Raw genomic sequence first — 23,377 nt, forward strand, 5'->3', positions numbered from 1 at the left:
AAACCATTAAGGGCACTCAGGCATTAAGAATTTTCCTCGGAGTCGCTACTGGGGAAAGGAGGAACCACTAAGGTATTAAGGGCACTGAGAAGCTACACTAAGGAAGAGCAGGCAAAACCACTAAGGCATTAAGGGCACTGAGGACTTCCCATGGAAATGCCACGAGCGAAGCGAGCATCTACTGGCGGCAGCCCAATCAAACATCAGATATCCCATATCAAGTATCTCATATCTACCGAGCAAAGCGCATATTCAATACCCGGTGCCATCGATCAAGTGCCACTACCTTATAATCGTACTTGACCACAGGGTCCGCGGCCGCGTCGTAATAATGCAGGCGGTGGCAGCCCTGGCCATAAGGCGTTCGGTGTAAAAGGGTCATTGGCGTGGATTTACTCGCCCGGTAAATGGCAAAGTAATGTGGCAATTCGGATTTAGGTACGGTCTTGTCTACATCCCATACCACCAACATACCCTTAGCCGTTTTTTTAGGCTTGTAAACCTTTACTTTCATTGTTCTTACCTCTTGCGGAGCAATACGCACGGGCAGCAATGCGGGCGTAGGATAAACATCCGCCATCCGCTCCGCAAGACCAGCTGGATTCAGCAAGATAGATTTGGTACTGAAATATACGCTTCCTTTCAGGGCGGGCAATTGATGGTTGTATTCAACCTGCCGGGGCAATTCTTCCAGGGTATTCCAGGCTTCGTCGTCATTATTACCCACTTTGTAGGCAGCGTGACCGGCGTAGAGGGCAATGTTCTTTGGGGTGTTGGCGGCCCACCAATTGGCAAGGGTGCGGTAACCGGCAGGAGCATACTCCATACTCCAGTACAGTTGCGGCAGCAGGTAATCAACCGTACCGGCGCGGGCCCAGGCCAGGGCGTCGCCATACAGGTCATCGTAGCTGCTTACCGAAGCCCGGGTGGCGGATCCCATGACCGGATCCTGGGCCAGGTTCCGCCAAACGCCAAAGGGGCTGATACCGAATTGCACCCACGGCTTCGCCGCTTTAATGCGTCGCTGGGTTTCGGCTACGAAGGTGTTTACGTTGCCACGCCGCCAGTCACTAAGTCGTTGACTGCCACCGTAGCGTCGAAAAGTTTCCTCATCGGGGAAGGGCACTCCTGCTTTGGGGTAAGGGTAGAAATAATCATCGAAGTGAACACCGTCCAGGTCGTAGTTGGCGACCAGCTCATCGATTACTTCGCCAAGATGTGTACGAACTTCAGGTAAGCCTGGATCAAGGTACCGGCGGCCGGCGTAGGATCTGATCCAGTCGGGGTGTTGGTGGTACAAATGGTCTGGGGCAAAGTTCAGGCTGTCCAGCGTCATCGCCACCCGGTAGGGGTTTACCCATGCGTGCAGCTCGACTCCCTGAGCGTGGGCCGTTTTTATCATGTAGGCCAGTGGGTCAAAACCGCTGACGGGAGCCTTGCCCTGCACGCCCGTCAGCCATTCAGACCAGGGTGCGTATTGGCTCGGGTAGATCGCATCGCCTGCCGGTCGGACCTGCACAAATATGGTGTTGAGGCCAGCCTGACGAAGACGGTACAACTGGCTTTTAAAGTCGGCCTGGAGGGTCGAAGCATTGACCGTCGGGTTCTGAGGGTAATCGATGTTCAGCACCGTAGCCATCCAAACGCCACGGAGCTCACGGTCTGCGGACTGGGCCAATAACAGAGGTGAAAAGGAGCAAAGGAAAAAGGGCAGCACTAATAAGAGCTTAAGAGAAAGCAGAGCCGATTCTTTCCGCCCTTTTCCTCTTCCTACTACCCTGAAGGCGCTGCCGCAGGTACAAAGTGAGTTAAAACGAAGCAAAAAAGGGGCAACGTTGGAGGTTGAAATGTCTTCCATCCCACCAAGTACCGATAAATCTTTGACATCTCGAAGAAAGTGATTCCTCCAAGACAGTTGGGCTGACAATGATTAGTTAGTTTTGGCACCCAATATCGGCTCATATTACGCGATTGGCCTACTCGCAAATATTGAAGCCGCAACCTACTTTAATCACATTCATCGTTCAAGACTAGTTTTACATGAAAATATTTTTTACTAATTTCTTACTCCTGTTACTACTAGGAGCAACCGCGGGCATCTGTGCCCAAGACAGTGGCAAGCTAGCCATTGATTACCTCCAAAAAGAGTATGCCGTTTTCGGTCTCGAGGCTAGCGACGTGACGGACATAAAGATCACCGACAACTACCCCAGCCCCAACGGCACCCGCCACATATATGTGGCGCAGCGCCTGCACGGCTTGCCGATTATCAATGCTGCCGCATCCTTGCACTTCCGGGGTGACCGGCTGGTGCACCGCACCAGCGACCTGGCCACTAACCTGGCCTCCGTTCTCCCCACTGCACCTGCGTTCAGCGCCCAAACTGCTGCCGGAAAAGCCGTCAACGAAGTTACTTCAGCCTTCGGCGTCCCCGTCGCCATCGGCACCGACGAGCTTGGCCAGCAGCTCTTCTCCTGGGAAGAAGTGAGCCCCGAGGCCATTAAAGTCAGCAGTGGCTGGTACGTCACCGAAGCCGGGCTCCGCCTGGTGTACCGTGTCCTCATCGACCAGCACGCTGCCCATTCCGACTACTGGGACGTAATTATTGACGCCGTAGATGGTCGCATCATCGACCAGGACAATATGGTACTTAAGTGTAGCTTCGGTACCCCCAACCGCCATCAGCACGATTTTGCCAACGGCTGCAAAAGTGATGTTAATGAGCAAATGCCCGTAAGCGAGCAATTGCTGGAAAAAGCCTTTACCGCTCCTGCCGCCATGGCCGAAGAAAGCCGCTACCACGTTTTTCCCTTCGGTGTCGAATCGCCCATTCACGGAGAGCGTACCATGGAGGTCAGCCCCGCACACCCAATTGCTTCCCCCTTCGGCTGGCATGACACCAACGGCATCGAAGGCGCAGAGTACACGACTACCCGTGGCAACAACACCTGGTCTTACCCCGATCGGGATGGCGACAATAATGTAGAAACTGACGTGGTCGCAGAAGGCGGTGATTCGCTGGTCTTCGATTTCTTCTACGCACCGGGAGCCGATCCCGACACCCTGCTCCAAGCAGCCATGGCACAAACGTTTTACACCACCAACAAAATGCACGACTGGCTCTACGTGGCTGGTTTTGACGAAGCTGCCGGCAACTTTCAACGGAAGAACTACACGGATGAAGGTGAGGACAGAGACGAAGTCCTAGTTGAAGCACAGGACGGTTCCAGAGTTAACAACGCGACCTTCTCTACCCCCGCAGACGGAGGTAGCGGAAGAATGCAAATGTTCCTCTGGACCAGTAATGGCGATGGCAGTGCTATGCAGGTTACTGCCCCGGAATCTATTTCGGGCCGTTACGCTACCGGCCTAGCTGGCTTTGGTCCTGCTATTGACGAAACGCCCCTTACCGGACAGGTGGCGATCTCAGATCCGGCCGACGGCTGTACTGAAGTAACTAATGACCTGACCGGCCAGATAGCCCTCGTTACCCGTGGCGGATGTAACTTCTCCCTGAAGGTGTTCAACGCACAAGAAGCTGGCGCCATCGCCGCCATCATCTGTAATGATGCCATGGCAGGTGCTGCCGACGGCAGGGGTGGTCTCATCGGAATGAGTGACGGTGACCCCGCGCTCGACAAGCGTATCCCCAGCGTGTTCATCACTTTCGAAGCCTGCGTGGAGCTGCGCAACCGTGTAGTGGCTGGCGACAGCGTCTCCGTTACCTTTCAGAACGAGCCACCACCCCCCGTTGACGGTGATTTCGACAACGGTATCGTAAAGCACGAAATGGGACACGGTGTATCCAATCGTCTCGTCGGCGGACCAAATACCAACAGCTGCCTTAATAACGACGAGCAAATGGGCGAGGGCTGGTCTGATTTCTTCACCGTAGCCGCTACCCCATTGACGAATGTACCAAATCCTGATGGTTCAGAAGCTCGTGGCACCGGTAACTACGTCCTCCAAAATTCCTTCGACGGTCGAGGCATCCGCAACTTCCCTTACTCAACGGATATGTCGATCAACCCCCAGACCTATGACGACATCATCAACGCCTTCTTAGCTCCTGATCCCGACGATGGCAGCCCCAGGCCCAGCGTTCACGCCTTGGGAGAAATCTGGAACACCATGCTCTGGGACCTTTACTGGGCCCTGAGCAACCGGGACGGATTAGACGAAGACCTCATCGACGGTACCGGAGGTAACAACCTTGCCGTGCAGCTGGTCATCGAAGGAATGAAAAGAACCAAGTGCCGCCCTGGTTTAGTGGACGGCCGCGACGGCATCCTCGCTGCCGACTTTGATCTGTATGATGGCGCCAATTCCTGCCTGATTTGGGAAGTCTTCGCCCGCCGGGGACTGGGCTTCTCTGCCAGCCAGGGCAGTGGCTCCAATGACCGGACTGACGGACGAGAAGCTTTTGACATCTCTCCCGCTTGTTTCGGTGGTGTTCAATTAACTAAAACTGCCGACGTCAGCACCATCAATGCTGGCGAAGGGGTCACTTTCACCCTCAAAGCCACCAGCTACCGCGAGGAGGCTACGGATAAGATACTGATTACCGACATCATCCCCGACGGGATGACGCTCGAGGAAAACTCTATCCGAGGAATCGAAAACTGGACCATCGATGGACAAACGCTCACGTTTGACCTCGGCACCATGGACTTCGAAGACGAAGAAACCATTCTCTATTCTGTATCCACCGACCCCACATTAGGCTCTGACCAGACCTACTTCGATGGCGCTGAAGCCGGAGATAATGACTGGGACATCCTTAGCCTCAATGTCTTCGATCCGGATAACCCCATCACTGATATCTTTTGGGAAGTAACGGATACGACCCCGTATACTGGCGAATTCAGCTGGTACGTCGTCAACGCGGGAACTGCTCAGGACCAGGTGCTACAAACTACTGAAGCCTTACCCATCACTGGTGATAACCCGGGACTCCGGTTCTTTACCAAGTACGAGACCGAGATTCGCTGGGACGCAGGCCTCGTTGAGGTCAGTACCGATGGCAACAACTGGGACCGGGTAGACGATAAGCTCGTAAGGGGCCGCTACCGGGGAGAGGTGAACCGGAACGGCTCCGCCGCACTTTTGGGCACGAACTCCTTCTGGGGCGATAGCGACGGCTTCCAGGAGATCATCGTTGACCTTGCAGACTATGCCGGACAAGACCTCTTTATCCGCTGGCGCTTCATTTCTGACCAGTCCGCAAGAGGCCGTGGCTGGTGGGTCGACGACATCGAAATCCTCGACATGGTCAACTATGACGGCACCGCTACCCTCACCTCCGACGCCGGAGATAACTGGCCCGCCAATGTGGACAACTATGGCGTCCTAGCGGTAGGTGGTACCATCGACAATACGAATGATCCTGTCCTAGGGCAGACGGACGTCCGGGTTTACCCGAATCCCGCAGATCAGTTCGTTACGGTCAACATCACTACTGAACGGGCGGGCGACGCCAACCTACAGTTGCTGAGTATCGACGGCCGTGTGCTGCATAACACTAAACTGAACCTGATCGCGGGCGGTGGCCGCACGACCATTAATACCGCTACACTACCTGCAGGTATCTACGTAGTGCGGGTTACTGGTGCCGACCGGATCAGCACTACTAAAATCACGATCAATTAATGACCTTATACACCCAAACCGTAAAGGTTTAGGATTCAGTTGACTTGCGGTTGGTAGTGTTCACAGGCGCTCAGCGCCATGGAATATCCCAAACTACTTCGTGATCAGTATATATAGGTCTGAGAATAGCGGTACAATGGACGAAGGTTCGTTGTACCGCTTTTCTTTTGGGCGGGGGCGCAGGTGCAGGGGGAAGTATTGGAGCAAGGTGGGTCATGCAGGAAGCCACCTCCGGTAGTGAGACGACGTTACGTTACCGAAGGCAAGCGCTTCCGCTCGGGCGCGGAGCTCCTTTCGTCCAACAATCCCTAGACCAAATTACCGTTCCCCCAACCGTTCCAGCAACCACTTCTTCTCCGTCAACGGACTGGTATCTTCTACTCTTGCTTTCAATTCAGCGAGCTTTTTCTTGTCGCCCGGTGCGATGCGGCTGAGTTGGCGGACGTACCGCACGATATTACCGAAGTTGTCTTTGTGCAGATCGGAGAGTTGTTTCCGACGCAGGTAGGTCGTCATGCTGTCCAGCTGACTGTCCATAGCATCGAACTCATCGAGTTCGTAGTATATCTTAAGGAGCAGGGTCTTTGCCATGATATTGTAGACGGGGTGCTTGAAGTCCACCTGAACAAGCAAGGGCATTGACATATCATAGTCTTTTTGCTCGTAGGCCAGGCGGGCGCGGGCGAAGCGTTCTGTATTGTCCCGTACGTCTTCTTCCAGTAAGTGGGTTTGCTGCTCAATAAATTGTTGGGCCCAATCGTACTCCTGTAGCCGCAACACGATGGTGATCACGTTGAGGTAGGTAGCCCGGGTAAGCAGACCATTTTGCGTAATGACCTCTTCAGCGAAGCCAAGCTTGTACCATTCGAAGGATTCCCGAATGTAGGGTTCCCGGCCCTGGTTCATGTTGGAAATGCAAAGGTTAATCGCCATCAGGATGACGTACCGCAAATCGATTCGGCTCAACAGATGCCCATCATTTTCCACGGCATCGCGTAGCAGGCTTATGGTAGCCCCGGAAGCATCATCGGCTACCAGCCCCCGGTAACCATAATAATGGATAGCTAAAACGGGGTATTGGTCAAGGTCCAGCCGTTCAACGTAGCCTACTACTTCTTCCAGAAATTTCACGTCGAATTCCGTTTTGTACAAGCGCTGCTGGTAGAGCATATTCCAGCTTGCTTTCAGTTTTTCGATCAGGTAGGCATGATCCAGCGTATCTGCAATTTCCTGAAATCGGGGCTTGTCCCTTAACTGGTAGTAGATCCGGTGTTCATCTCTTTCTAATTCAAGCAGGTACTGGTTTCGCAGGTGATGCTCATTTTTAATGTTTACTTTATCCAGCAACTGCCCTGCTTTCTTCAAACTTCGGGCTGCAACGTCCGCAATATTCCTTTTCCGCAACTCCGAGGTCAGTGCCAGCTGTTGGTTAATCGGTTCACGGCACCAGTGTTCATAAGCCAGAAAAGCCTCTGTTGCCTTTAGCGCCCAGTGAAAAGTTTGTCGTAGACGCGCGTCATCGAAGGGTTCCTGAGGAAAAATCCGGCTCCATATGCGCATTTTTGACAATGAGGACGTTTTATATAAGCGGTCTTCTCCACCGGTTAGATAGGCATGGAGTGCCCGCACATCGTCACGTTGATTATGGATCGGGCTATCCAGCCATTTCCCCAACCGTCGGCCATCTGGCTTGTCAAGTGACTGGTATAAAGAAATAAGGGGATTTTTTTCAACGGTATTGTGCATACTTTTTCAACAAATTTACGCTCACAAAAAATCGTAAAACCCTAGTAAAATAAGAGCTTTAACCCTAAAAGTAGCTTTCTATGTCTAAAGTAAAACTACACTTTTTTTTCAACAAAGCCAGCTTTGTGTTTTTTGCCTGGGGTCGAACTGCCCCCATATTTGCATTGCAATCAACGGATAGCGACCTCCAAACACAAACAATGAAAAAGCGATCTACGGTATTGGCCTTCGGTCGTCAGTGCCAGCGTATGGCCCTGATGCTGGCTGTACTTTGCGCTTCTTTAACCTTAGTGGGTCAGGGGTATGAAAAAAAGTTCGGCGGCCCTAAAGACGACTTCGGTCGGGCCATCCTACAGACTAAAGACCACGGATACATCGAGGTTGGCAGTACTAACGGGGTGCAAGGGGACGACAACGACATTGACATTTTTGTAGTTCGTACCGATGTTGATGGTACTGTTGTTTGGACCCGTCGTTACGACGAAGGATTCATCGAGCAGGCCCAAGACGTTATCCAAACGGCTGACGGCAATTACCTGGTAGCTGGTTTCCGGCAAACCACGGCAAATTCCGCCGAGCAAACTTACCTCGTAAAGATCAGCCGACAGGGTGATATCCTTTTCAGCCAGTCATTTGGCGAAGAGGGACTTAACGAGAGAGGACGCCAAATCACCCGCCTGCCGGGTGAAGGTTACCTCATCACCGGTTACCGTAAACAGGCTGGCTCAAGCCGCAGCGATGTTCTGGTCACGAAAGTGAATGAGGACGGAGAGAAGCTTTGGAGCTCGGTCATCGGCGGTAGTTTCAGTAGTGAAGGTTTTGGTACGATCGTTAACCCAGACGGTAGTTTAATCGTCGGTGCTAACGCTAAATCCAATAACAACGCTTCCGGAGACATTGCCTTACATGGTCTTGACGCCGCAGGAGAAGTCCAATGGAGCAAGTACTACGGAACGGACAACAAAAGCGAACAACTCAAGAAAATCATTCGTACCCAAGATGACCACCTGGTCTTCGTCGGGTCTACGGATAACTCAAATAAGGCATTAATTGCCAAGGCGGATCTCAACGGAGATACGCTGTGGTACCACGAAATCGACGCGGGACCACTGGACGACATTCTGAACAGCGTGATTGAAGAAGACGGTGGTGAAAACCTCGTTGCCGTCGGTCAAACCGTTCCGACCCCGGCCAACCTTGACGTATTAATGGTGAAAGTCCGCGCTGCGGATGGCCTGGTGCTCTGGCAGCGTCGCCTCGGTGACGAAGAAACCCTGGATGTTGGCGAAGACCTCGCACAAACACTCGATGGTGGCTTTGCTCTGGCTGGCTTCAGTGCCCGTTTCGACGGTGTGCTTGGCAACGAACTCGTCCTCTTTAAAACGGATGATCTCGGTGGTCTTCAAACCAACTACCTGCGTGGTAAAGTCTACTTCCCCGAGGGCAACGATTGTGGCCCTTACGAGGAAGGCGACCTTGGCCTCTCTGGCTGGCTGGTTAAAGCAGAAGGTGACGATGCTACCTTCTTCGGAAGCACTGACTCGTTGGGCAACTACGATCTCCGGGTAGACCGGGGCATCTACGAAGTTACCCTCCTGCGCCGCAACGATCGTTGGAACCTTTGTGATCCTGACCCGCTAATGGTTGATCTCACGGAGCCCTACGACAGCAATTTTCATGACTTTCCGGTGCAACCGGCTTACGATTGTCCGCTGCTGGAAGTTGCAATGAGCGCAACTCCGGCGATTCAGTGCGATACTCAACGCATCACCATTAACTACAGCAACTCTGGTACTGCATCAGCAACCGACGCCAGCATTGAAGTTGCTCTAGACGAGAACCTAACGCTCCTTTCCACCAGCATCACGCCGGTAGAAGTGAACGAAACAACGATAGTCTTCGATCTCGGAGACATCGACCCTTCAACGGAAGGGACGATAACCTTAATTGTTCGCGTAGCCTGCAACACTGTTGTTGAAGGTCAGGCGATCAGCTCCCGGGCTACCATCTTTCCCCTGATTGAATGTGTACCTGTGAGTGATGACTGGGATCGCTCCAGCATCGTGGTGACCAGCCGCTGTGATCGAATTGAAGGCCTGTCCTTCGCGATTACCAACGTTGGTATTTCAGATATGACGCAGACTAGCAGCTACGTCATTGTTGAAGACATCGCGCTCCGCGAGCAGGGAACCTTCGGTCCCCTACTCACAGGACAATCCTTAGAAATTCCGGTTGACATCTCAAGCGATGGAAACATTGGAACTTTCAGGCTGATTGCAGAGCAGTCAGCAGGTCACCCAGGCAGCTTATTCCCTACAGCCGTAGCGGAAGGTTGCCAAACAAACCCCGGCGAAGTCACCTTTAGCACAGGTTACGTAGCCCAGTTCCCCGATAACGACGAGGACCTGCATATTGACATTCTTACACAGGAGATCGTTGCGCTGGATCAAGGCGCTGCTTTACAACTGACGGCCTATCCCCGAGGCTATCAAGATTCTATCATTATCCCAAAAACAGACATTGAATATTCGGTATTCTTCGCGCTGCCGGGCAACGACTCCTACGAACGCGTGGTCATCCGCGACACACTACCTGAACAGTTGGACTTCAACAGTTTAGAAATGGGTGCCGCGAGTCATCCCTATGATTTTGTCCTATACCAGGGCGGAATTTTGAAGATCACGTTTGATTCAATCCGAATTTTTTCAGGCGGCGGCACGGGGGAAGCTGAAGCAGTTATCCGACAGGGCTATGTCTCATACCGACTATCCCAAGAACCGAATCTTACAACGGGTACTGTGATCAGAAATCGTGCTGCCGTTTATTTTGACTATGAAGCGCCGGTACTTTCCGGACAAGTTCGCCACGTGGTTGGCTGCGCAGACCTCTTTACTGAAGATGGTTGCCTGCTGACCTCAACGGACCGCAACTTGCCAAGAGCAACGGGTGTAAACATAAAAGTGAGTCCTAACCCGGTTAGTGATCGTACAACGGTACAGATCATGGGATGGGAGCCACAAAACACGGAATTCAATTTCCACCTCTTCGATGCCACCGGGCGTACTGTGTACGAAACGAGTTTCCGGGGTGACAATTTTGAGTTCTTGCGTCCAAACCTGGCCGGCGGCGCTTATTTCTACGAAATAAGTGGCGGAGGTTTTCTCCTCGGAGGAGGACATTTAATACTTCGATAACAACAACCCAACCGTATTGAGCGTTAGGATGTTACAAAATATGTTGGCTGCTACGCCAATACCAAAGATTTTTTAGGTCGTCTTTTTTTTCATGAGATTATGATTGTTTGTGCCTGACCGCTTCGCGGTCGGGCTTTTTTTTGTCTTGTACCGTCGTACTTCCTTATCTTGTGCATCTGGAATCTATATATACCTTGCGTTACTTACTTTTTTTGCTTTGCTTACTCTCCTATTTTGGTCCACTGCATTCGCAAATGGAACAGAATCCGTTTGAGTTGAAAGACCGGCTTTCGGCAACCGCAAATGAAGAGAGACCCGCAGCAACCACTACTGGTAATCCATTTGACTTGCAGCCGGGTGCTGGCATTGCCCTTGAAGCCTCCTCTGCACCTGCGACCGCGCCATCTAAAAACATCGAGCCCGGAACCCCTTCGTCAGCTCTTCGAACCCCAACAGGTCCACTCGTTATCCAGTCTGCTGATCCCAATCAGGGAAAAGGCACGGTTCTCTTGATTCAACTGCTGCTGCTGCTCACTTTGGCCGGACTATGGCTGCTTTTCGGCGATCTGTTACGGCAGGTGCTACTAGGCACCGTCAATGATGCGCTTATGACGCAAGTTTACACCCGGCGATCCGGCGGGGAGCTGGGCGCACTATGGGCTTGCTACGTCTTTTCCTTTCTTTCCATGGGTTTTTTCCTTTATCTGCTAACCTCCTATTTCGAACGAAGCATTGGCTTCGGTATCTGGGGGAGCTGGCTGACCTATTCTTTAGTCATTGCCGCAATACTGGGGCTAAAGAATTTTGTGCTTGTTTTATTCGCTCGTCTTTTCCCCCTCCGCAAAGAAATCAGCCGTTATATGTTTACGCTGATGGTCTTCTCCATCTTAGCCGGTTTGTTTATTTCTCCGTTAAATCTACTGGTAAGCTACGCTCCCGAGGAGTGGCGGAGCACCTTTATTTATGCCGGTATCGGACTGCTGGCATTGGTCTACACCCTCCACTTATTCAGAGGGTTACTCATTGCAAACAAGCTGGTCACCAGCAGGCCTGTACATTTATTGTTGTATATTTGCGCCGTTGAAACGGCCCCCATATTTATGCTTTACCGCTTTGTGAGCGACTCCATTGCTTAAATGGAGGCCGGTATTTTAAACCAAATTTAAGGACGAAAACTATGAGCACAGCCGCAGATAGCGAGAGCAAGAAGCAAGACCTCAAACCAATTCGTACAATTTTGGTTTCACAGCCACAACCGGAGCGCAGTCCATTCATACGTTTGGAAAAAAAGTACGACCTGAAGATCGATTGGCGCCCCTTCATTGAAGTCAAAGGTCTGACTGAAAAAGAATTTCGCAAGGAACGTATTCGTCCGGATGAGTTCTCCGCCATCATCTTCACCTCTAAGCAAGCCATTGAGCATTTCTTTCGCCTCTGCAAGGCAATGCGCATCGAGATGAGCCAGGAGACGAAGTACTATTGCATGACCGAGGCAATTGCCAACTACCTGCAGAAGTTCATCGTTTACCGTAAGCGGAAAGTTTTCTTTGGCCAGCGTACCATCCAGGACCTTGCACCGACCCTGAAGAAGCACCGTTCTAAAGAAAAATTCCTCCTCCCTACCGGAAACCTGGGCGCAGCCTTTGTCTCCAAGTACATGGACGACAACAACTTTGACTGGCAACCAGCACTGATGTACCGGACTGTTTCTTCAGACCTGAGTGACCTCGAAAACGTATTTTACGACGTACTCATTTTTTACTCTCCCCTCGGAATCGACTCCCTTTACGAGAACTTCCCAACCTTTGAGCAAAAGGATACGCGTCTGGCCGTTGCCGGAAGCAAGACGACTCAGGCCTGCCTTGACCGTGGGTTGGAGGTCAACATCGCCCCTGAGCCGCCTAAAGTCCCCAGTATGGAGATGGCTTTAGACAATTACCTTAAGCAAAGTAACCTGTAATTTTTCGGCTGCCTGATCAGTCTGTATTATTCAGTAGCACCGTAATGGTAAGGTAAAGGGCGTATGGCAATTATATCTGCTCAGGCTCTTTCTCTTGCTAATCATAACGAATCGTCCCGGCATGAATAATCATGATAAGCAGTTATTACAACTGCTTCGCGAGCGCTTAAGCTTGGGCCACCTGCCCGGTGTCAGTGCCCAGAATACCATGACACCGCCCCTCCGCGGAAACTACTCCGCCCCGTCCGACAATGCCCGCAAGGCCGCTGTTTTAGCACTGCTCTACCCTATTGACGGCCAACTGCAATTACTGTACATTCAACGAACCAGTCCTCCGGGAGATCGCCATGCCGGTCAAATATCTTTCCCCGGTGGCTCCGCTGAATTGTCCGATAAAAACGCAGCCGCTACGGCGCTACGGGAAACGGAGGAAGAGGTGGGCATTCCACGTTCCTCCATAACGCTTTTGGGGGCACTTACCCCCCTGTATATCCCCGTCAGCAATTTCTTGGTTGACCCCTTTGTTGGCTTTTTGCCCGAAAGACCTTCGTTTGAACTCCAGGAAACGGAGGTCGCCCGGGTACTGGAACTTCCGTTTTCTGAATTCCTTAATTATCAAGCCCGTAAGACCGGTCCGCGTAAACTCACCAGTGGCATCACCCTTCATGATACTCCTTACTGGCACATTCAGGGCGAAGAAATCTGGGGAGCTACTTCGATGATGACTGCGGAGCTTATCGCCTTAGTGAGTTAGTGAGTCACCTACTCGACGAAGAGTTTCTCCCCAGTAACAAAGTCGAATAAAGTCAACCTGCGCAGCTCGTAATACCCGATCCAGAAATCGCGGAGGCTGGACATATACTGGCGTCGGGCCTCGTCCATTTCCCGTACTGCGAGGTTAAGCTCGATGATGCTAAGCTTTCCAATAAGATAGCGCTTACGTGTGATCTCTTCCCGGCGAAGGGCAACCTCGTAGGCCCGATCGCCCAGGGCCACCTGGTTACGGAGCAAGTCAAATTGGCCGACCTGGAGGCGGATGCGCCGCTCAAAGCTGATTCTTTCCTGTGCAATGTTGAGTAATTCCAATTCCTGATTGGATCTGGCCACTTCGATCCGGCTGCGGGCTTTCCCGAAATCGGCGATCGGTACCTGGATCCCCAGTGTGACCACCTCCTGATCGATGAGTCCATCATAGGCACTTCCGAAGCTGTTGCCCGTCCCCGACAGACCGAATTGCCCCTGAATATTCACCTGGAACCCATTATCCTTTTTTGCCTGATCGAGGTCAGCAGCGGCCTCCAGTGCTCTTCGTTCAAAACCAAGAATCAGGCTACGATTTTCCATTGCGTACCCGAGAGCTTCCTCCGGGTCAACCTGATTGGTGGGGATGGAAGACGGTGGCCGGAGCTGAAAGTCGGCATTTTCGGTAATTCCCAGGAAACTGCGAAGTTCTTCGTTTGCGGTTTGAGCGTTCAGGTTGGCACTGGCCAGTGCGGCGTTGGCGTTCATCACGCTCAGCTCAATCTGCAGCAGGTCGGTTTCGGCGATCCGCCCGACGCCGTAACGCCCCTGACTGATCTGGTACAGGGTATCCGAATTTGCCTTATTCTTGGTGGCAGCCTCCAGGTTGAGCTGGGCGATCAGCAAATCGAAGAACAGATCGGAAGCGATGGCTGCGGCCTGCTCCTTCGATTCATTGAAAAACCGCTTGTTCTCCAGGTAGCGCAGCGGTTCTATTTTCTGGCGCCAACGCAGGTCATTATATCCCCGCAATGGTTGGATGAACCCCAGGGATATCGGGGTGGACAGGTAGGAAAGTGAATAAGGGTTCAGGTCTGTTTTAAAAACATCAAGCCGGCGGAGGCTGGTGGTGAGAAAAACCTGTCCGCCGGTAGCAACGATGGGCTGAGACAGAGAGATGCTTAAGGTGTTCCGCATGAGGGCCCGGCTGATGAAGTCCTCCCGACCATCGGGCAAGATGATGTTGTCGATGGACCGGTTCAGGCCCGGCAACGTGGCGTTGAGCTGAATTTGCGGTTTAAAATCTGCCTGAAACGAACGGTATCGCCAAAGGGTGTTATTGAGGCGGGTTTCGGCCAGCTTCATGTCGGGAGACTCGCTGCGCGCGATATCTACCACCTCGTTGAGGGTCAGTTCGTAGACCTTCTGCGCGTAGGTTTGGGCGGGGCCGCAGGTGCAGAGGAGAGTTAGAAGGAGCAGGGGAAGCCGAAGTTCCCTGACCAAATCAGCTCTCTTTAGTCCCCCCAGGTACAGACTGCGCAGCGGGCGGAAGCCGGGATGGGCTACTGAAGTGCTCGCAACGCCCGTGTGCCCCTCCCCCGGCTCCTCTCCCCCGGAGAGGGGAGAGGTCTGTGCTCGCTTCCGCTCGTTTGGTAAAGCTCTTTGAGAGCTATGGGAAAATTGGGGGCTAAAAGTGTTTTTCATGTTAATTTGTTTCCAGGGGTGGAGCTTGCTCATTTATCCTTTACCCGGCACCTGCGTTCGCGCCGGAAAATCATTATTCTAGTCTGATCTTAACGCCTTAATTGGATCCAGTTTCGCCGCCCGGCGGGCAGGAAACAGGCCAAAGACCAACCCAATGACAGACGCGACACCAAAGGACAAAATCACGCTCCAGGCCGAGACCTGGGTGGGTATTTCATAGTTCGCGCCGATGAATCCCGCAGCCCCGACCCCCAGCAAAATGCCGGTGATGCCCCCCAACAGGCTGATGAATACGGCTTCGAGCAGGAACTGCTGCACAATGTCCTGCTGGGTAGCCCCCAGGCTGCGGCGCGTGCCGATCTCCTTAGTCCGCTCCAGGACCGATGCGAGCATGATGTTCATGATACCGATGCCGCCAACAAGTAGCGATATCCCGGCGATGAACGCCAACACCTTATTAAAGGTATCCTGGGTTTGCTGCTGGGCCTCCAGCATTTTTTCCGGGACCGCCATCTCATAGTCGATCACCGTTTGGTGCCGGCGCTTGAGGAGACGAGCCACCACATTACTGGTGGCCAGCAGTTCATCGGATTCGGCCACCCGGATGACCATCCGGTCCAGCTGATGATAATTTTCTTCGCCCCCATTACCACTGTTCCCACGGTTGTCGCCAATGTTCCGGGAGTGAGCATAACTACGGTCCTTGAAGCGAATCAGTGCCGTCTGCAGTGGTACATAGATGTCCTGGTTGTAATCCCGTATTCCCAGATTTTCAAGCTGGTCTTTTTTGGCAATGCGCTCCTTAAGCACCCCGATTATTCGCAACCAGGTCTGCCCACATTTGATACGTTGCCCAATGGGGTTTCCCTCACTGAAGTAGCGCCGGACGATGTCTTGCCCAATGATGCAAACGGGATCCCCCTTCTCCTGATGTACATCATGGAAGAGCTTACCTCGCTCAACATTCAGGTTGTTCAACTCAAAGAATGCGTTGGTTACCCCTACGGCTCTGCTCTTGCCTATTTTCCCGTCCCGGATGACCGTTGTTGGTAGAACGACCTCGGGGCTAATGGCTTCCACTCCCGGCAGAATGGCGTGGATTGCCCGGACATCTCCCAGGTTTAACCCCGGAGACCAGGGCTTGGTGTTTTTTTCCTGACCGGCAGATTGGGCCGCAGCGGCATCGTCTCCCTCGGCAGCCTCCATCAGGCTGGTCACCACAATATTGTTTGCACCGATGAGCCGCATCTGAGCCAGGATCGCTTCACGTGCACCCGTTCCGATGGCCAGCATAGCGATCACCGCAGCAACGCCGAAAACGATGCCGAGGGCAGTAAGAAAGGCCCGTAACCGATTGGCGGCTACTCCTTCGAGGGCCAGTTGAAAATTAAATAGCAGTTTTTTCATCATTTTAGTGGTCTGTCAACATTGAATATGCGGGTAATCTGCGGTGTCTGTTGTCGCTGAACTTCGTTGAAAAACCACTTCTGTAGCTACGGCTATGCAAGCGGTTTTCCGCCTCGTTCAGCGACAAAATCCACCAGCACCTGACCCGAATATTCAACATTGACAAACCACTGGGTTTAAAAGATGATCATATAGTTGCCGCTGTTGCCGTCTCCGGTCGAAATCTGGCTGTCTTTGGGCACTTTAGCCTCCTTCTCATCGGCTATGCGTCGACGCGCGTCTCGTTCAGAAAGCAGCTTATTTTCGGTGCTTTCTTTGGCATCAACGGCCAGTGGAGTAAGCCGGAGCTGATCGGCGTTGGCCGGTGCCGTGAGGTAGACACGATCTCCGGGGGCCAGCCCCTGAGCTATGACCACTTCATTTTCGTTGGTCCAGCTGCTTATCACTTCCTGTTTAACCGGTCGACCGTCAACTTCCTTATAGACAAAAGTCAGCGTGTCTTTATAAAGCGCTTCGAGGGGGATAAACAACTTATCCTCTAAGACATCGGTCACTACTTCATTACTTGTCGTCATCGCCGGCCGTAAAATGGAGTCATTCTCGTTGACCTGAATAATGACTTCGAAAACTTTCGAGTCGTAGTTCCTTAGCTGCTCGCCAATGTTCGCGACCTGGACAACCAGCCCCGTATACGTATTGTCCGGAAACGCATCTACCTGGATGGTAACTTCCTGGCCTTTTCTTACCCGGCTGATGTCAACTTCGTTTACGTAAGTCTTCGACACCATCTCGGAGAGGTCCGGTAGTTCCGCCACGACCGGGTCCCAGGCCCTGATCTGGGAACCCGCTTTCACTTTACCTTCCCAGCTTCTGGCATAGATCACCATACCGTCCTTGGGCGCCATAATTACGAACTCCCTGGCCAGGTCCTGCAAGCGGGTAAGTTGCAGCTGCTGGGTACGTAAATCAGCCATGATTTCGTTGATCTGCGTCTGTGCTTTTTCCTGACTCAGCTCATACTTCATCTCCAACTGCTTAAAGTCTCTTTCCGACCGCTCCAGTTCGATGTTTGCCCGCTGTATCACCATGGGTGCTTCGTACTTACTCTGTTCCACTTCTAATCCTTTCTCCCGCATGCCAAAACGGAGATTGATCAGTTCATCCCGCAAAGCCCTCATTTCAATGGCCGTATCGATCCGCGTAGCTTCGAGCTTCGTGTTGATCTTGTCCATTTCGTTAAGAGATTCCTTGATCTTCGTATCAAGCTCCGTTTTATCCAGTGTGGCAACGTAGTCTCCAGCGCTGACCATGGTGCCCTCAGGGACCAAATCCGTGATGTTGGTTTGGTAAATCTGATTGGTTCGCATCCCGGAGGGGCCAGTGATTTTTTCCGAGCGCTTTGCCTGTAACTCCCCAGTAGCAATTACATTCATCAGAAACTCACCTTGTCGGACGGGGACGGTAAGCTGGGCAGTCTCTTCGGTATTGGTGGTGCCGGAGGTGAAATACCAGACAGCTGCACCGGCTATAAGGACACCAATTATTGGCAATAGATACTTTTTCATTAGGCTGGGAGTAAGTGTAAATGTATATCGAAGAGAAACCTCTCCGGTAATAGGATGCCCTAAGCTAACGGATTGGTTGTTGCCAATTGTCAGTTGATGGAAAGATTAACAACCTTTTACATTCCTTTTCTCAGGTGTTACTTGAGTATCCGGCAAAGGTTACAAAAAAAATTAAAGAACTTTGCAAAATAAAGTGAACCCTTTCTCCGCCCAGTTATTTAATGCCTGTACCTACCCCCGAAACGTGTGCGCTATTGCTTTATCTTTTTATCCCTGCTCCTCTTTGTTGCCTGCAACGCCTACCGTCCCCTGACGGAGGTCGCCGTACCGGACAATACCTGGAAAACCCGACAATTGCCTGCCAGCCCGCAAGACACTACCGGCGATGTGGTGGCTGGTTTCGATTTTCTTGTTCACGGCGACTACATTGGCAGCGGCGTCCCTCTGGAGATTATGCAGCAGGCTGCGCCAAAAATGCCGCAGGATCGTCCTTTCCCACGTAATGAACTGAACGAAGGCATCCCCTATTTCATGACGGCATTTACCGCACCGAACGGTGCTAAAGTAGCTAACGGTAATTGCTTTACCTGCCACGCCGGCCGTGTTGATAACGAACTGATCCTTGGGCTGGGAGACAGCTTTTCAGATTATGAATCCAGCATGGTCTTCATGGGTACCATGATGCGCTTTGGTATGGGCGTGAAATACAGTAAAAAGAAAGACTTACAGCCTGCTGCTTTTACGGACTTCAGTAATTACTTCCGGCGCATGGCACCGAAGATCAAAACCACTCAACCCGGCAGTAACCCCGCATTCCGCCTGGCGGAAGCCTGTATGATGCACCGGGACCCTGACGACCTCACCTATGTTGACGATCCTCTCTACGACATGTGGGGATACAACATTGCGACCGACACGCCGCCGTTGTGGCACGTTAAGAAAAAGAATACCCTTTATTATAATGGCATCGGCCGGGGAAGCATGCCGAAGCTATTGCTCCAGGCCAGCGTGCTGGGCACACCAGACAGTAGCCACAGTCGTAAATCTGTGGAGGCCTTCAGGGACGTCTACGCCTGGCTACGTTCCCTGGAGGCACCACCCTACCCTAAAACAATTGACCGGCAACTCGCCCAGGCTGGCGAACCACTGTTCAATGAACACTGCTCCGGCTGCCATGGCACCTACGGGCCGGAGGGTGACACCTACCCCAATAAGGTGGTCAACCTGAACGTCATCAAGACCGATCGGCTCTACGCCGACTACATCAACCAAAGCGGTATTGTTGACTGGTACAACTCCAGCTGGTTTGCGACCAGTGCTCCGCGGTCCCGGTTCGAGCCGACCGCTGGCTACGTAGCACCACCGCTCGATGGCATTTGGGCTTCCGCCCCTTACTTTCACAACGGTTCCGTACCCACCGTTTACCAGGTACTGAACTCCAAAACGCGCCCTGACCGTTGGACCCGCACCGGTGAGAGTAAGGACTATAACTGGAAGCGACTCGGCTGGAATTACGACCCTACACCTAAAAATAAAAAGTGGACTTTTGATACTTCCGTTCCAGGCTACGGTAATGAAGGGCACTACTTCGGAGATAAACTGAGCGAGGATGCGCGCTGGGCGGTCATTGAGTATTTGAAGACGTTGTAGTCGAGTTATCAGGTTGTCAGGTATCGGGAGACAAAATTGCGAACCCGGTGAACCGCTGGCAAAAAAACCGTAATTTTGTCCTCCAGTTTTTCCGGAAAACCGGAAAACTTGACAACCCGACAACTCGAAAACTTGAAACCTCGACCATGTCCTCCCGTAAACTAAGCAACTTCCTCAGCCCTGAAGAACTACGCGCCCGCCTCGAAGCGGAGACGGAACCCCGCATCACCTTCAGTTTTTACCGGTATGCCAATATTGCAGAGCCGGAACTATTTCGTAATGAGTGCTACCTGCGCTGGTCAGAACTAGATGTATTTGGCCGGGTTTACGTAGCTACTGAGGGCATCAACGGTCAGGTATCAGTACCAGCTTCTAAGTTCGACTCCTTCAAAGCAGCATTGTACAGTGTTGATTTCATGAAGGGCATGCGGCTCAACATCGCCATCGAAGCGGAGGCGGAATCCTTCCTGAAGCTAAAAATTAAGGTCCGGCCAAAGATCGTTGCTGACGGTTTGAATGACGACACCTTCGACGTCACCAAGCGGGGTCGTCACCTTACCGCCCTGGAAGTCAACAAACTCCTTGACCAGAAAGACACGATTGTGGTCGACATGCGCAACCATTACGAAAGCGAGGTTGGTTACTTTGAAGGTGCCATCCGCCCTGACATCACTAATTTCCGGGATTTACTGCCGGTAGTTGAGGAAATGCTGGAGGATAAAAAGGAACAGAACATCGTGATGTACTGCACCGGAGGTATTCGGTGCGAGAAGGCCAGCGCCTATTACTTACACCGGGGGTTTGAGAATGTGGCCATGGTTGATGGGGGCATCATTGAGTATGCCCGCCAGTGCGAAGCACTGGGGCTGGAATCGAAGTACCTGGGTAAAAACTTTGTTTTTGACGAGCGCTTAGGGGAGCGCATCAGCGAACACGTTGTCTCTCATTGCCATCAATGTGGCAACCCATCGGACCGGCAGCTGGACTGTGCAAACGAAGCCTGTCACATCCTCTTCGTCCAATGCGAAGCCTGTGCCGAAAAATTCGAAGATTGCTGTTCCACGCAGTGTAAGGATTTTATTCAGTTGCCAGAAGAGGAGCAGCGCAAGTTGAAGATTACTACGCTGTTTAATGGTCAGAAGTTCGGTAAGGCGCTGCGGGCGTCGATGGTTCGGGCTGGGGAGGCTGAGCTGAAGTAAGGGGCGTAGTGTTGTTGGGGTGTATCAGGACTATTCCCATCTTTTTGAAAAGTTGGACTAGCTGTTTTTTCAGGCGCGGCCGCGGGTGCAATGAAAGGTTTAGTACGCAAGGATGAACATTGCTTCTCTGGAACTTTCCATGTTGGGTATATGGTTCCAAGTACTCATTCTCAATAATTATGAAAGTTGACCCCTATTTCACGGAACTACTGCTTTGGAAGTAATAAATCACCCCATAGCATCACAACCAAAATCTCCTACCACCGTTAGGCCTGCAAAACAAGTAATATGGCATCCTACCTCATCATCGGCGGTAGCTCTGGCATTGGCCGGGCATTAGTAGATCAACTGTTAAACGAAGGGCACGACGTCTCGGTTTGGGCGCGGGAAGCACGAGACTTACCCGCAGCTGTAGCCTTTACCGCCTACGATGTGGTTGGCGAAGCCGACCCAGATAAAACAGCCTTGCCAGAACAGCTCGATGGCCTGGTTTACTGCCCCGGCAGCATTGACCTCAAGTCATTCCGCAGCCTGAAAGCACCAGCTTTTCGGGAGGCATTTGAGTTAAACGTCGTTGGCGCCGTAAGGTGTTTACAGGCGGCTGAGCGGACGCTTAAGAAATCCGATAAGGCTGCAGTTGTTTTCTTTTCCACCGTTGCTGTGCAACGCGGAATGCCCTTTCACGCAGGAGTAGCAGCAGCTAAGGGTGCGGTGGAAGGCCTTACCCGCAGCCTCGCAGCAGAATATGCTCCAACAATACGAGTCAATGCGATTGCGCCTTCTTTAACGGACACGCCACTAGCGGAAAAACTACTGGCCACGGAAGACAAGCGTGCAGCCAGCGCCGAACGTCATCCGCTCAAACGGGTCGCGGCGGCCGGGGAAATTGCCGCGATGGCTGCCTTCCTGTTGAGTGATAAAGCCGCCTTCGTTACCGGACAGGTGATCGGGATGGATGGTGGACTGGGTGCTATATAGTTTAGCATACATCCAAGTTTGTATAGACCGGTCGTCGGACGTAAGGCTTTGGGACAAAAGGCAATACCCTTTTTCAAGGACTATACCCGAGATACTTATTCCCAACCCATTTTCCTTGGGCATAGCCATTCGTTCTTGAGGCAAAGCGCATAGTGCTGCAAACGGCGGGAAGACATCGCTTTACGGCCTTTGCTGCCAAAACCTTTCCCTGAACCTGCGGCCGCGCTCCTAAACCAGGCTTCGTCACCTGAAGCCCAACTGGACAACCCGATAACCCCCACAATTTGACAAAAAAACCCCTCTCCCGAATCGCGGAAGAGAGGCTATCCCAAAAACCGATTTAAGTTCTTACTGATTAGTACGAACCTCGTGTTCGCAATAAGCAGATGCACCAGCGATCAAACAGATCGGAGGAGCAAATAAATCTTGTATTGTAGATAGCGATGCGTCGTTTAAGATCAGACGCGGGATAGCTCAAAACTCAGCGGGTACCCAGCATAGTTGCCTAAGTACCCGCCAAAGATAATCTTTAAAGAACGAAATCCCCAAATTAACGGCGATTCTCTTGCAGCGCCCGCTTCTTTCGGGCCTCCTTAATTGATTTCCGATTGAGGGAATAGCCAACGGTTACCTCGTGGCTCCCATTATTATAATTTTGGAATTCTCCGAAGGAGAGGTCATAGGAGTAGTAGAACTGAAGGCCATTGATCTTGGTTCCCAGGAGCAGACCGACGGCACCAAGGTAGCGGTAAGAAAGCCCGGCGATGAACTGGTCGTCAAGGAAGCCGGCCTGGAGATTAAAGTCCATCATAAAGGGAGCATCCTGAACTTTGCGCATCATGATACTGGGCGTTAGATTGACATTGAGTTCTTCGATTCTGAAGCGCTGCCCCAACAGGAAGGTGAAGTTGAAGCTTTCTTCTGCAGTTGTTCCAGAGATGACGTCCAACCGGTTCGCCACCAGGTTATTGACGGTAAACCCGCCGAAGACTTTGTCCAGGTAACTGCCGTAAATACCGATACCGGCATCAAAGCGGTTCTCTCCGTCCAGCCAAGCCATTATTTCCTCGTCGCCGGGTTCAAAGTGAATGTTGTTGACTACGTCGGGATCTAAACTAAGTCGTTGAAACTGGGTAAAGAACCCGAAGGCTGCCTGAAAGGCCTGCTCTCCACGAACTTCCTTACCGAGACCAAAGCGGAAGGCTACATCGAGCTGCCCCTTAAAGCGATTCTGCTGTGCCGCCGTTTCTGAAAAAATAGCTGCACCAATGCCGAAGGCTTCTCCTACTGGGCCGTTTAGCCTGATGCCGATGGTTTTGGGTGCTCCATCAAAGCCGGACCAGGCGGCCCGGGCGTTCATCTGGAGGGTATACTCATCCGTAAATCCGGCTGCCGCCGGGTTCAGAATGATCGGATTTTGTACGTAATGGTTAAATATGGCTTCGTCCTGAGCAGATAAGGAGGCGCTCAGGGCTACCAAAAGGAAAACCAGGGTGGGTAGCATTTTTTTCATTGGAAGCGGTTTCTAATTCGTTTTTGGGATGGGAGGTAAAAAGGTTCCCCGGAACTTTTCGTTGCCGGCAA

At 52.1% G+C, this 23,377-nt stretch carries 14 protein-coding genes; 8 read left to right on the top strand and 6 right to left on the bottom strand.

The features are described from left to right. Nucleotides 1–232: 232 nt before the first annotated feature. On the bottom strand, nucleotides 233–1,678 hold the full coding sequence (locus B036_RS0102525) for a glycoside hydrolase family 10 protein (RefSeq protein ID WP_169435023.1): 1,446 nt from the start codon (nucleotides 1,676–1,678) through the stop codon (nucleotides 233–235). 362 nt (nucleotides 1,679–2,040) lie between these two features. On the opposite strand from B036_RS0102525, the gene B036_RS31540 reads away from it, so the two are divergent. After that, nucleotides 2,041–5,649 (top strand): M36 family metallopeptidase, encoded by a 3,609-nt coding sequence (locus B036_RS31540; protein ID WP_020567114.1) that lies wholly within the window; start codon nucleotides 2,041–2,043, stop codon nucleotides 5,647–5,649. Between the two features lie 318 nt (nucleotides 5,650–5,967). Here the strand turns inward: B036_RS31540 and B036_RS0102535 are convergent, their stop codons facing one another. After that, nucleotides 5,968–7,395 carry a hypothetical protein gene (locus B036_RS0102535; protein WP_020567115.1) on the bottom strand — a complete coding sequence of 476 codons (1,428 nt, stop codon included), beginning with the start codon at nucleotides 7,393–7,395 and terminating at the stop codon, nucleotides 5,968–5,970. Nucleotides 7,396–7,595: 200 nt separating this feature from the next. Here B036_RS0102535 and B036_RS0102540 point away from each other — a divergent pair, with 200 nt between their 5' ends. From B036_RS0102540 to B036_RS0102555, 4 genes are all read left to right on the top strand, one after another. Then, nucleotides 7,596–10,589 carry a T9SS type A sorting domain-containing protein gene (locus B036_RS0102540; RefSeq protein ID WP_169435024.1) on the top strand — a complete coding sequence of 998 codons (2,994 nt, stop codon included), beginning with the start codon at nucleotides 7,596–7,598 and terminating at the stop codon, nucleotides 10,587–10,589. A gap of 194 nt (nucleotides 10,590–10,783) precedes the next feature. Continuing rightward, the gene (locus B036_RS0102545; protein WP_157472007.1) at nucleotides 10,784–11,725 is read left to right on the top strand and encodes a DUF4271 domain-containing protein; all 942 of its coding nucleotides are present in this window, start codon (nucleotides 10,784–10,786) and stop codon (nucleotides 11,723–11,725) included. Nucleotides 11,726–11,766: 41 nt separating this feature from the next. Next, entirely contained in the window at nucleotides 11,767–12,549 is a 783-nt protein-coding gene (locus B036_RS0102550) for a uroporphyrinogen-III synthase (protein ID WP_020567118.1), read from the top strand. Nucleotides 12,550–12,670: 121 nt separating this feature from the next. Then, the gene (locus tag B036_RS0102555) at nucleotides 12,671–13,303 is read left to right on the top strand and encodes an NUDIX hydrolase (protein ID WP_020567119.1); all 633 of its coding nucleotides are present in this window, start codon (nucleotides 12,671–12,673) and stop codon (nucleotides 13,301–13,303) included. Between the two features lie 8 nt (nucleotides 13,304–13,311). On the opposite strand, the gene B036_RS27770 is transcribed toward B036_RS0102555, so the two are convergent. The 3 genes from B036_RS27770 to B036_RS27775 form a co-directional block, all read right to left on the bottom strand. Beyond that, nucleotides 13,312–14,994 carry a TolC family protein gene (locus B036_RS27770; RefSeq protein WP_169435025.1) on the bottom strand — a complete coding sequence of 561 codons (1,683 nt, stop codon included), beginning with the start codon at nucleotides 14,992–14,994 and terminating at the stop codon, nucleotides 13,312–13,314. 78 nt (nucleotides 14,995–15,072) lie between these two features. Beyond that, a complete protein-coding gene (locus tag B036_RS0102565) occupies nucleotides 15,073–16,404 on the bottom strand; it encodes an ABC transporter permease (protein WP_020567121.1) in 1,332 nt (443 codons plus the stop codon). Nucleotides 16,405–16,577: 173 nt separating this feature from the next. Beyond that, nucleotides 16,578–17,966 (bottom strand): efflux RND transporter periplasmic adaptor subunit, encoded by a 1,389-nt coding sequence (locus B036_RS27775; RefSeq protein ID WP_020567122.1) that lies wholly within the window; start codon nucleotides 17,964–17,966, stop codon nucleotides 16,578–16,580. Between the two features lie 246 nt (nucleotides 17,967–18,212). On the opposite strand from B036_RS27775, the gene B036_RS0102575 reads away from it, so the two are divergent. From B036_RS0102575 to B036_RS0102585, 3 genes are all read left to right on the top strand, one after another. After that, on the top strand, nucleotides 18,213–19,616 hold the full coding sequence (locus B036_RS0102575) for a c-type cytochrome (RefSeq protein WP_020567123.1): 1,404 nt from the start codon (nucleotides 18,213–18,215) through the stop codon (nucleotides 19,614–19,616). A gap of 146 nt (nucleotides 19,617–19,762) precedes the next feature. After that, nucleotides 19,763–20,815, top strand: coding sequence for an oxygen-dependent tRNA uridine(34) hydroxylase TrhO (gene trhO / locus B036_RS0102580; protein ID WP_044101663.1), 1,053 nt, complete (start codon nucleotides 19,763–19,765; stop codon nucleotides 20,813–20,815). 288 nt (nucleotides 20,816–21,103) lie between these two features. Continuing rightward, nucleotides 21,104–21,793, top strand: a complete 690-nt coding sequence (locus tag B036_RS0102585) for an SDR family NAD(P)-dependent oxidoreductase (RefSeq protein ID WP_020567125.1) — start codon at nucleotides 21,104–21,106, stop codon at nucleotides 21,791–21,793. Nucleotides 21,794–22,343: 550 nt separating this feature from the next. Here B036_RS0102585 and B036_RS0102590 read toward each other — a convergent pair. Next, nucleotides 22,344–23,306: a PorP/SprF family type IX secretion system membrane protein gene (locus tag B036_RS0102590; protein WP_020567126.1), complete on the bottom strand. Its 963-nt coding sequence runs from the start codon at nucleotides 23,304–23,306 to the stop codon at nucleotides 22,344–22,346. Nucleotides 23,307–23,377 lie beyond the last annotated feature (71 nt).

The organism is Neolewinella persica DSM 23188 (assembly GCF_000373105.1).
Taxonomy (GTDB): domain Bacteria; phylum Bacteroidota; class Bacteroidia; order Chitinophagales; family Saprospiraceae; genus Neolewinella; species Neolewinella persica.

Excerpts from the sequence above, each read along its gene's own strand:
- B036_RS31540 (WP_020567114.1), top strand. The coding sequence starts at position 2,041 with ATGAAAATATTTTTTACTAATTTCTTACTCCTGTTACTACTAGGAGCA.
- B036_RS0102535 (WP_020567115.1), bottom strand. The coding sequence starts at position 7,395 with ATGCACAATACCGTTGAAAAAAATCCCCTTATTTCTTTATACCAGTCA.
- B036_RS0102540 (WP_169435024.1), top strand. The coding sequence starts at position 7,596 with ATGAAAAAGCGATCTACGGTATTGGCCTTCGGTCGTCAGTGCCAGCGT.
- B036_RS0102550 (WP_020567118.1), top strand. The coding sequence starts at position 11,767 with ATGAGCACAGCCGCAGATAGCGAGAGCAAGAAGCAAGACCTCAAACCA.
- B036_RS0102555 (WP_020567119.1), top strand. The coding sequence starts at position 12,671 with ATGAATAATCATGATAAGCAGTTATTACAACTGCTTCGCGAGCGCTTA.
- B036_RS27770 (WP_169435025.1), bottom strand. The coding sequence starts at position 14,994 with ATGAAAAACACTTTTAGCCCCCAATTTTCCCATAGCTCTCAAAGAGCT.
- B036_RS0102565 (WP_020567121.1), bottom strand. The coding sequence starts at position 16,404 with ATGATGAAAAAACTGCTATTTAATTTTCAACTGGCCCTCGAAGGAGTA.
- B036_RS27775 (WP_020567122.1), bottom strand. The coding sequence starts at position 17,966 with ATGAAAAAGTATCTATTGCCAATAATTGGTGTCCTTATAGCCGGTGCA.
- trhO (WP_044101663.1), top strand. The coding sequence starts at position 19,763 with ATGTCCTCCCGTAAACTAAGCAACTTCCTCAGCCCTGAAGAACTACGC.
- B036_RS0102585 (WP_020567125.1), top strand. The coding sequence starts at position 21,104 with ATGGCATCCTACCTCATCATCGGCGGTAGCTCTGGCATTGGCCGGGCA.
- B036_RS0102590 (WP_020567126.1), bottom strand. The coding sequence starts at position 23,306 with ATGAAAAAAATGCTACCCACCCTGGTTTTCCTTTTGGTAGCCCTGAGC.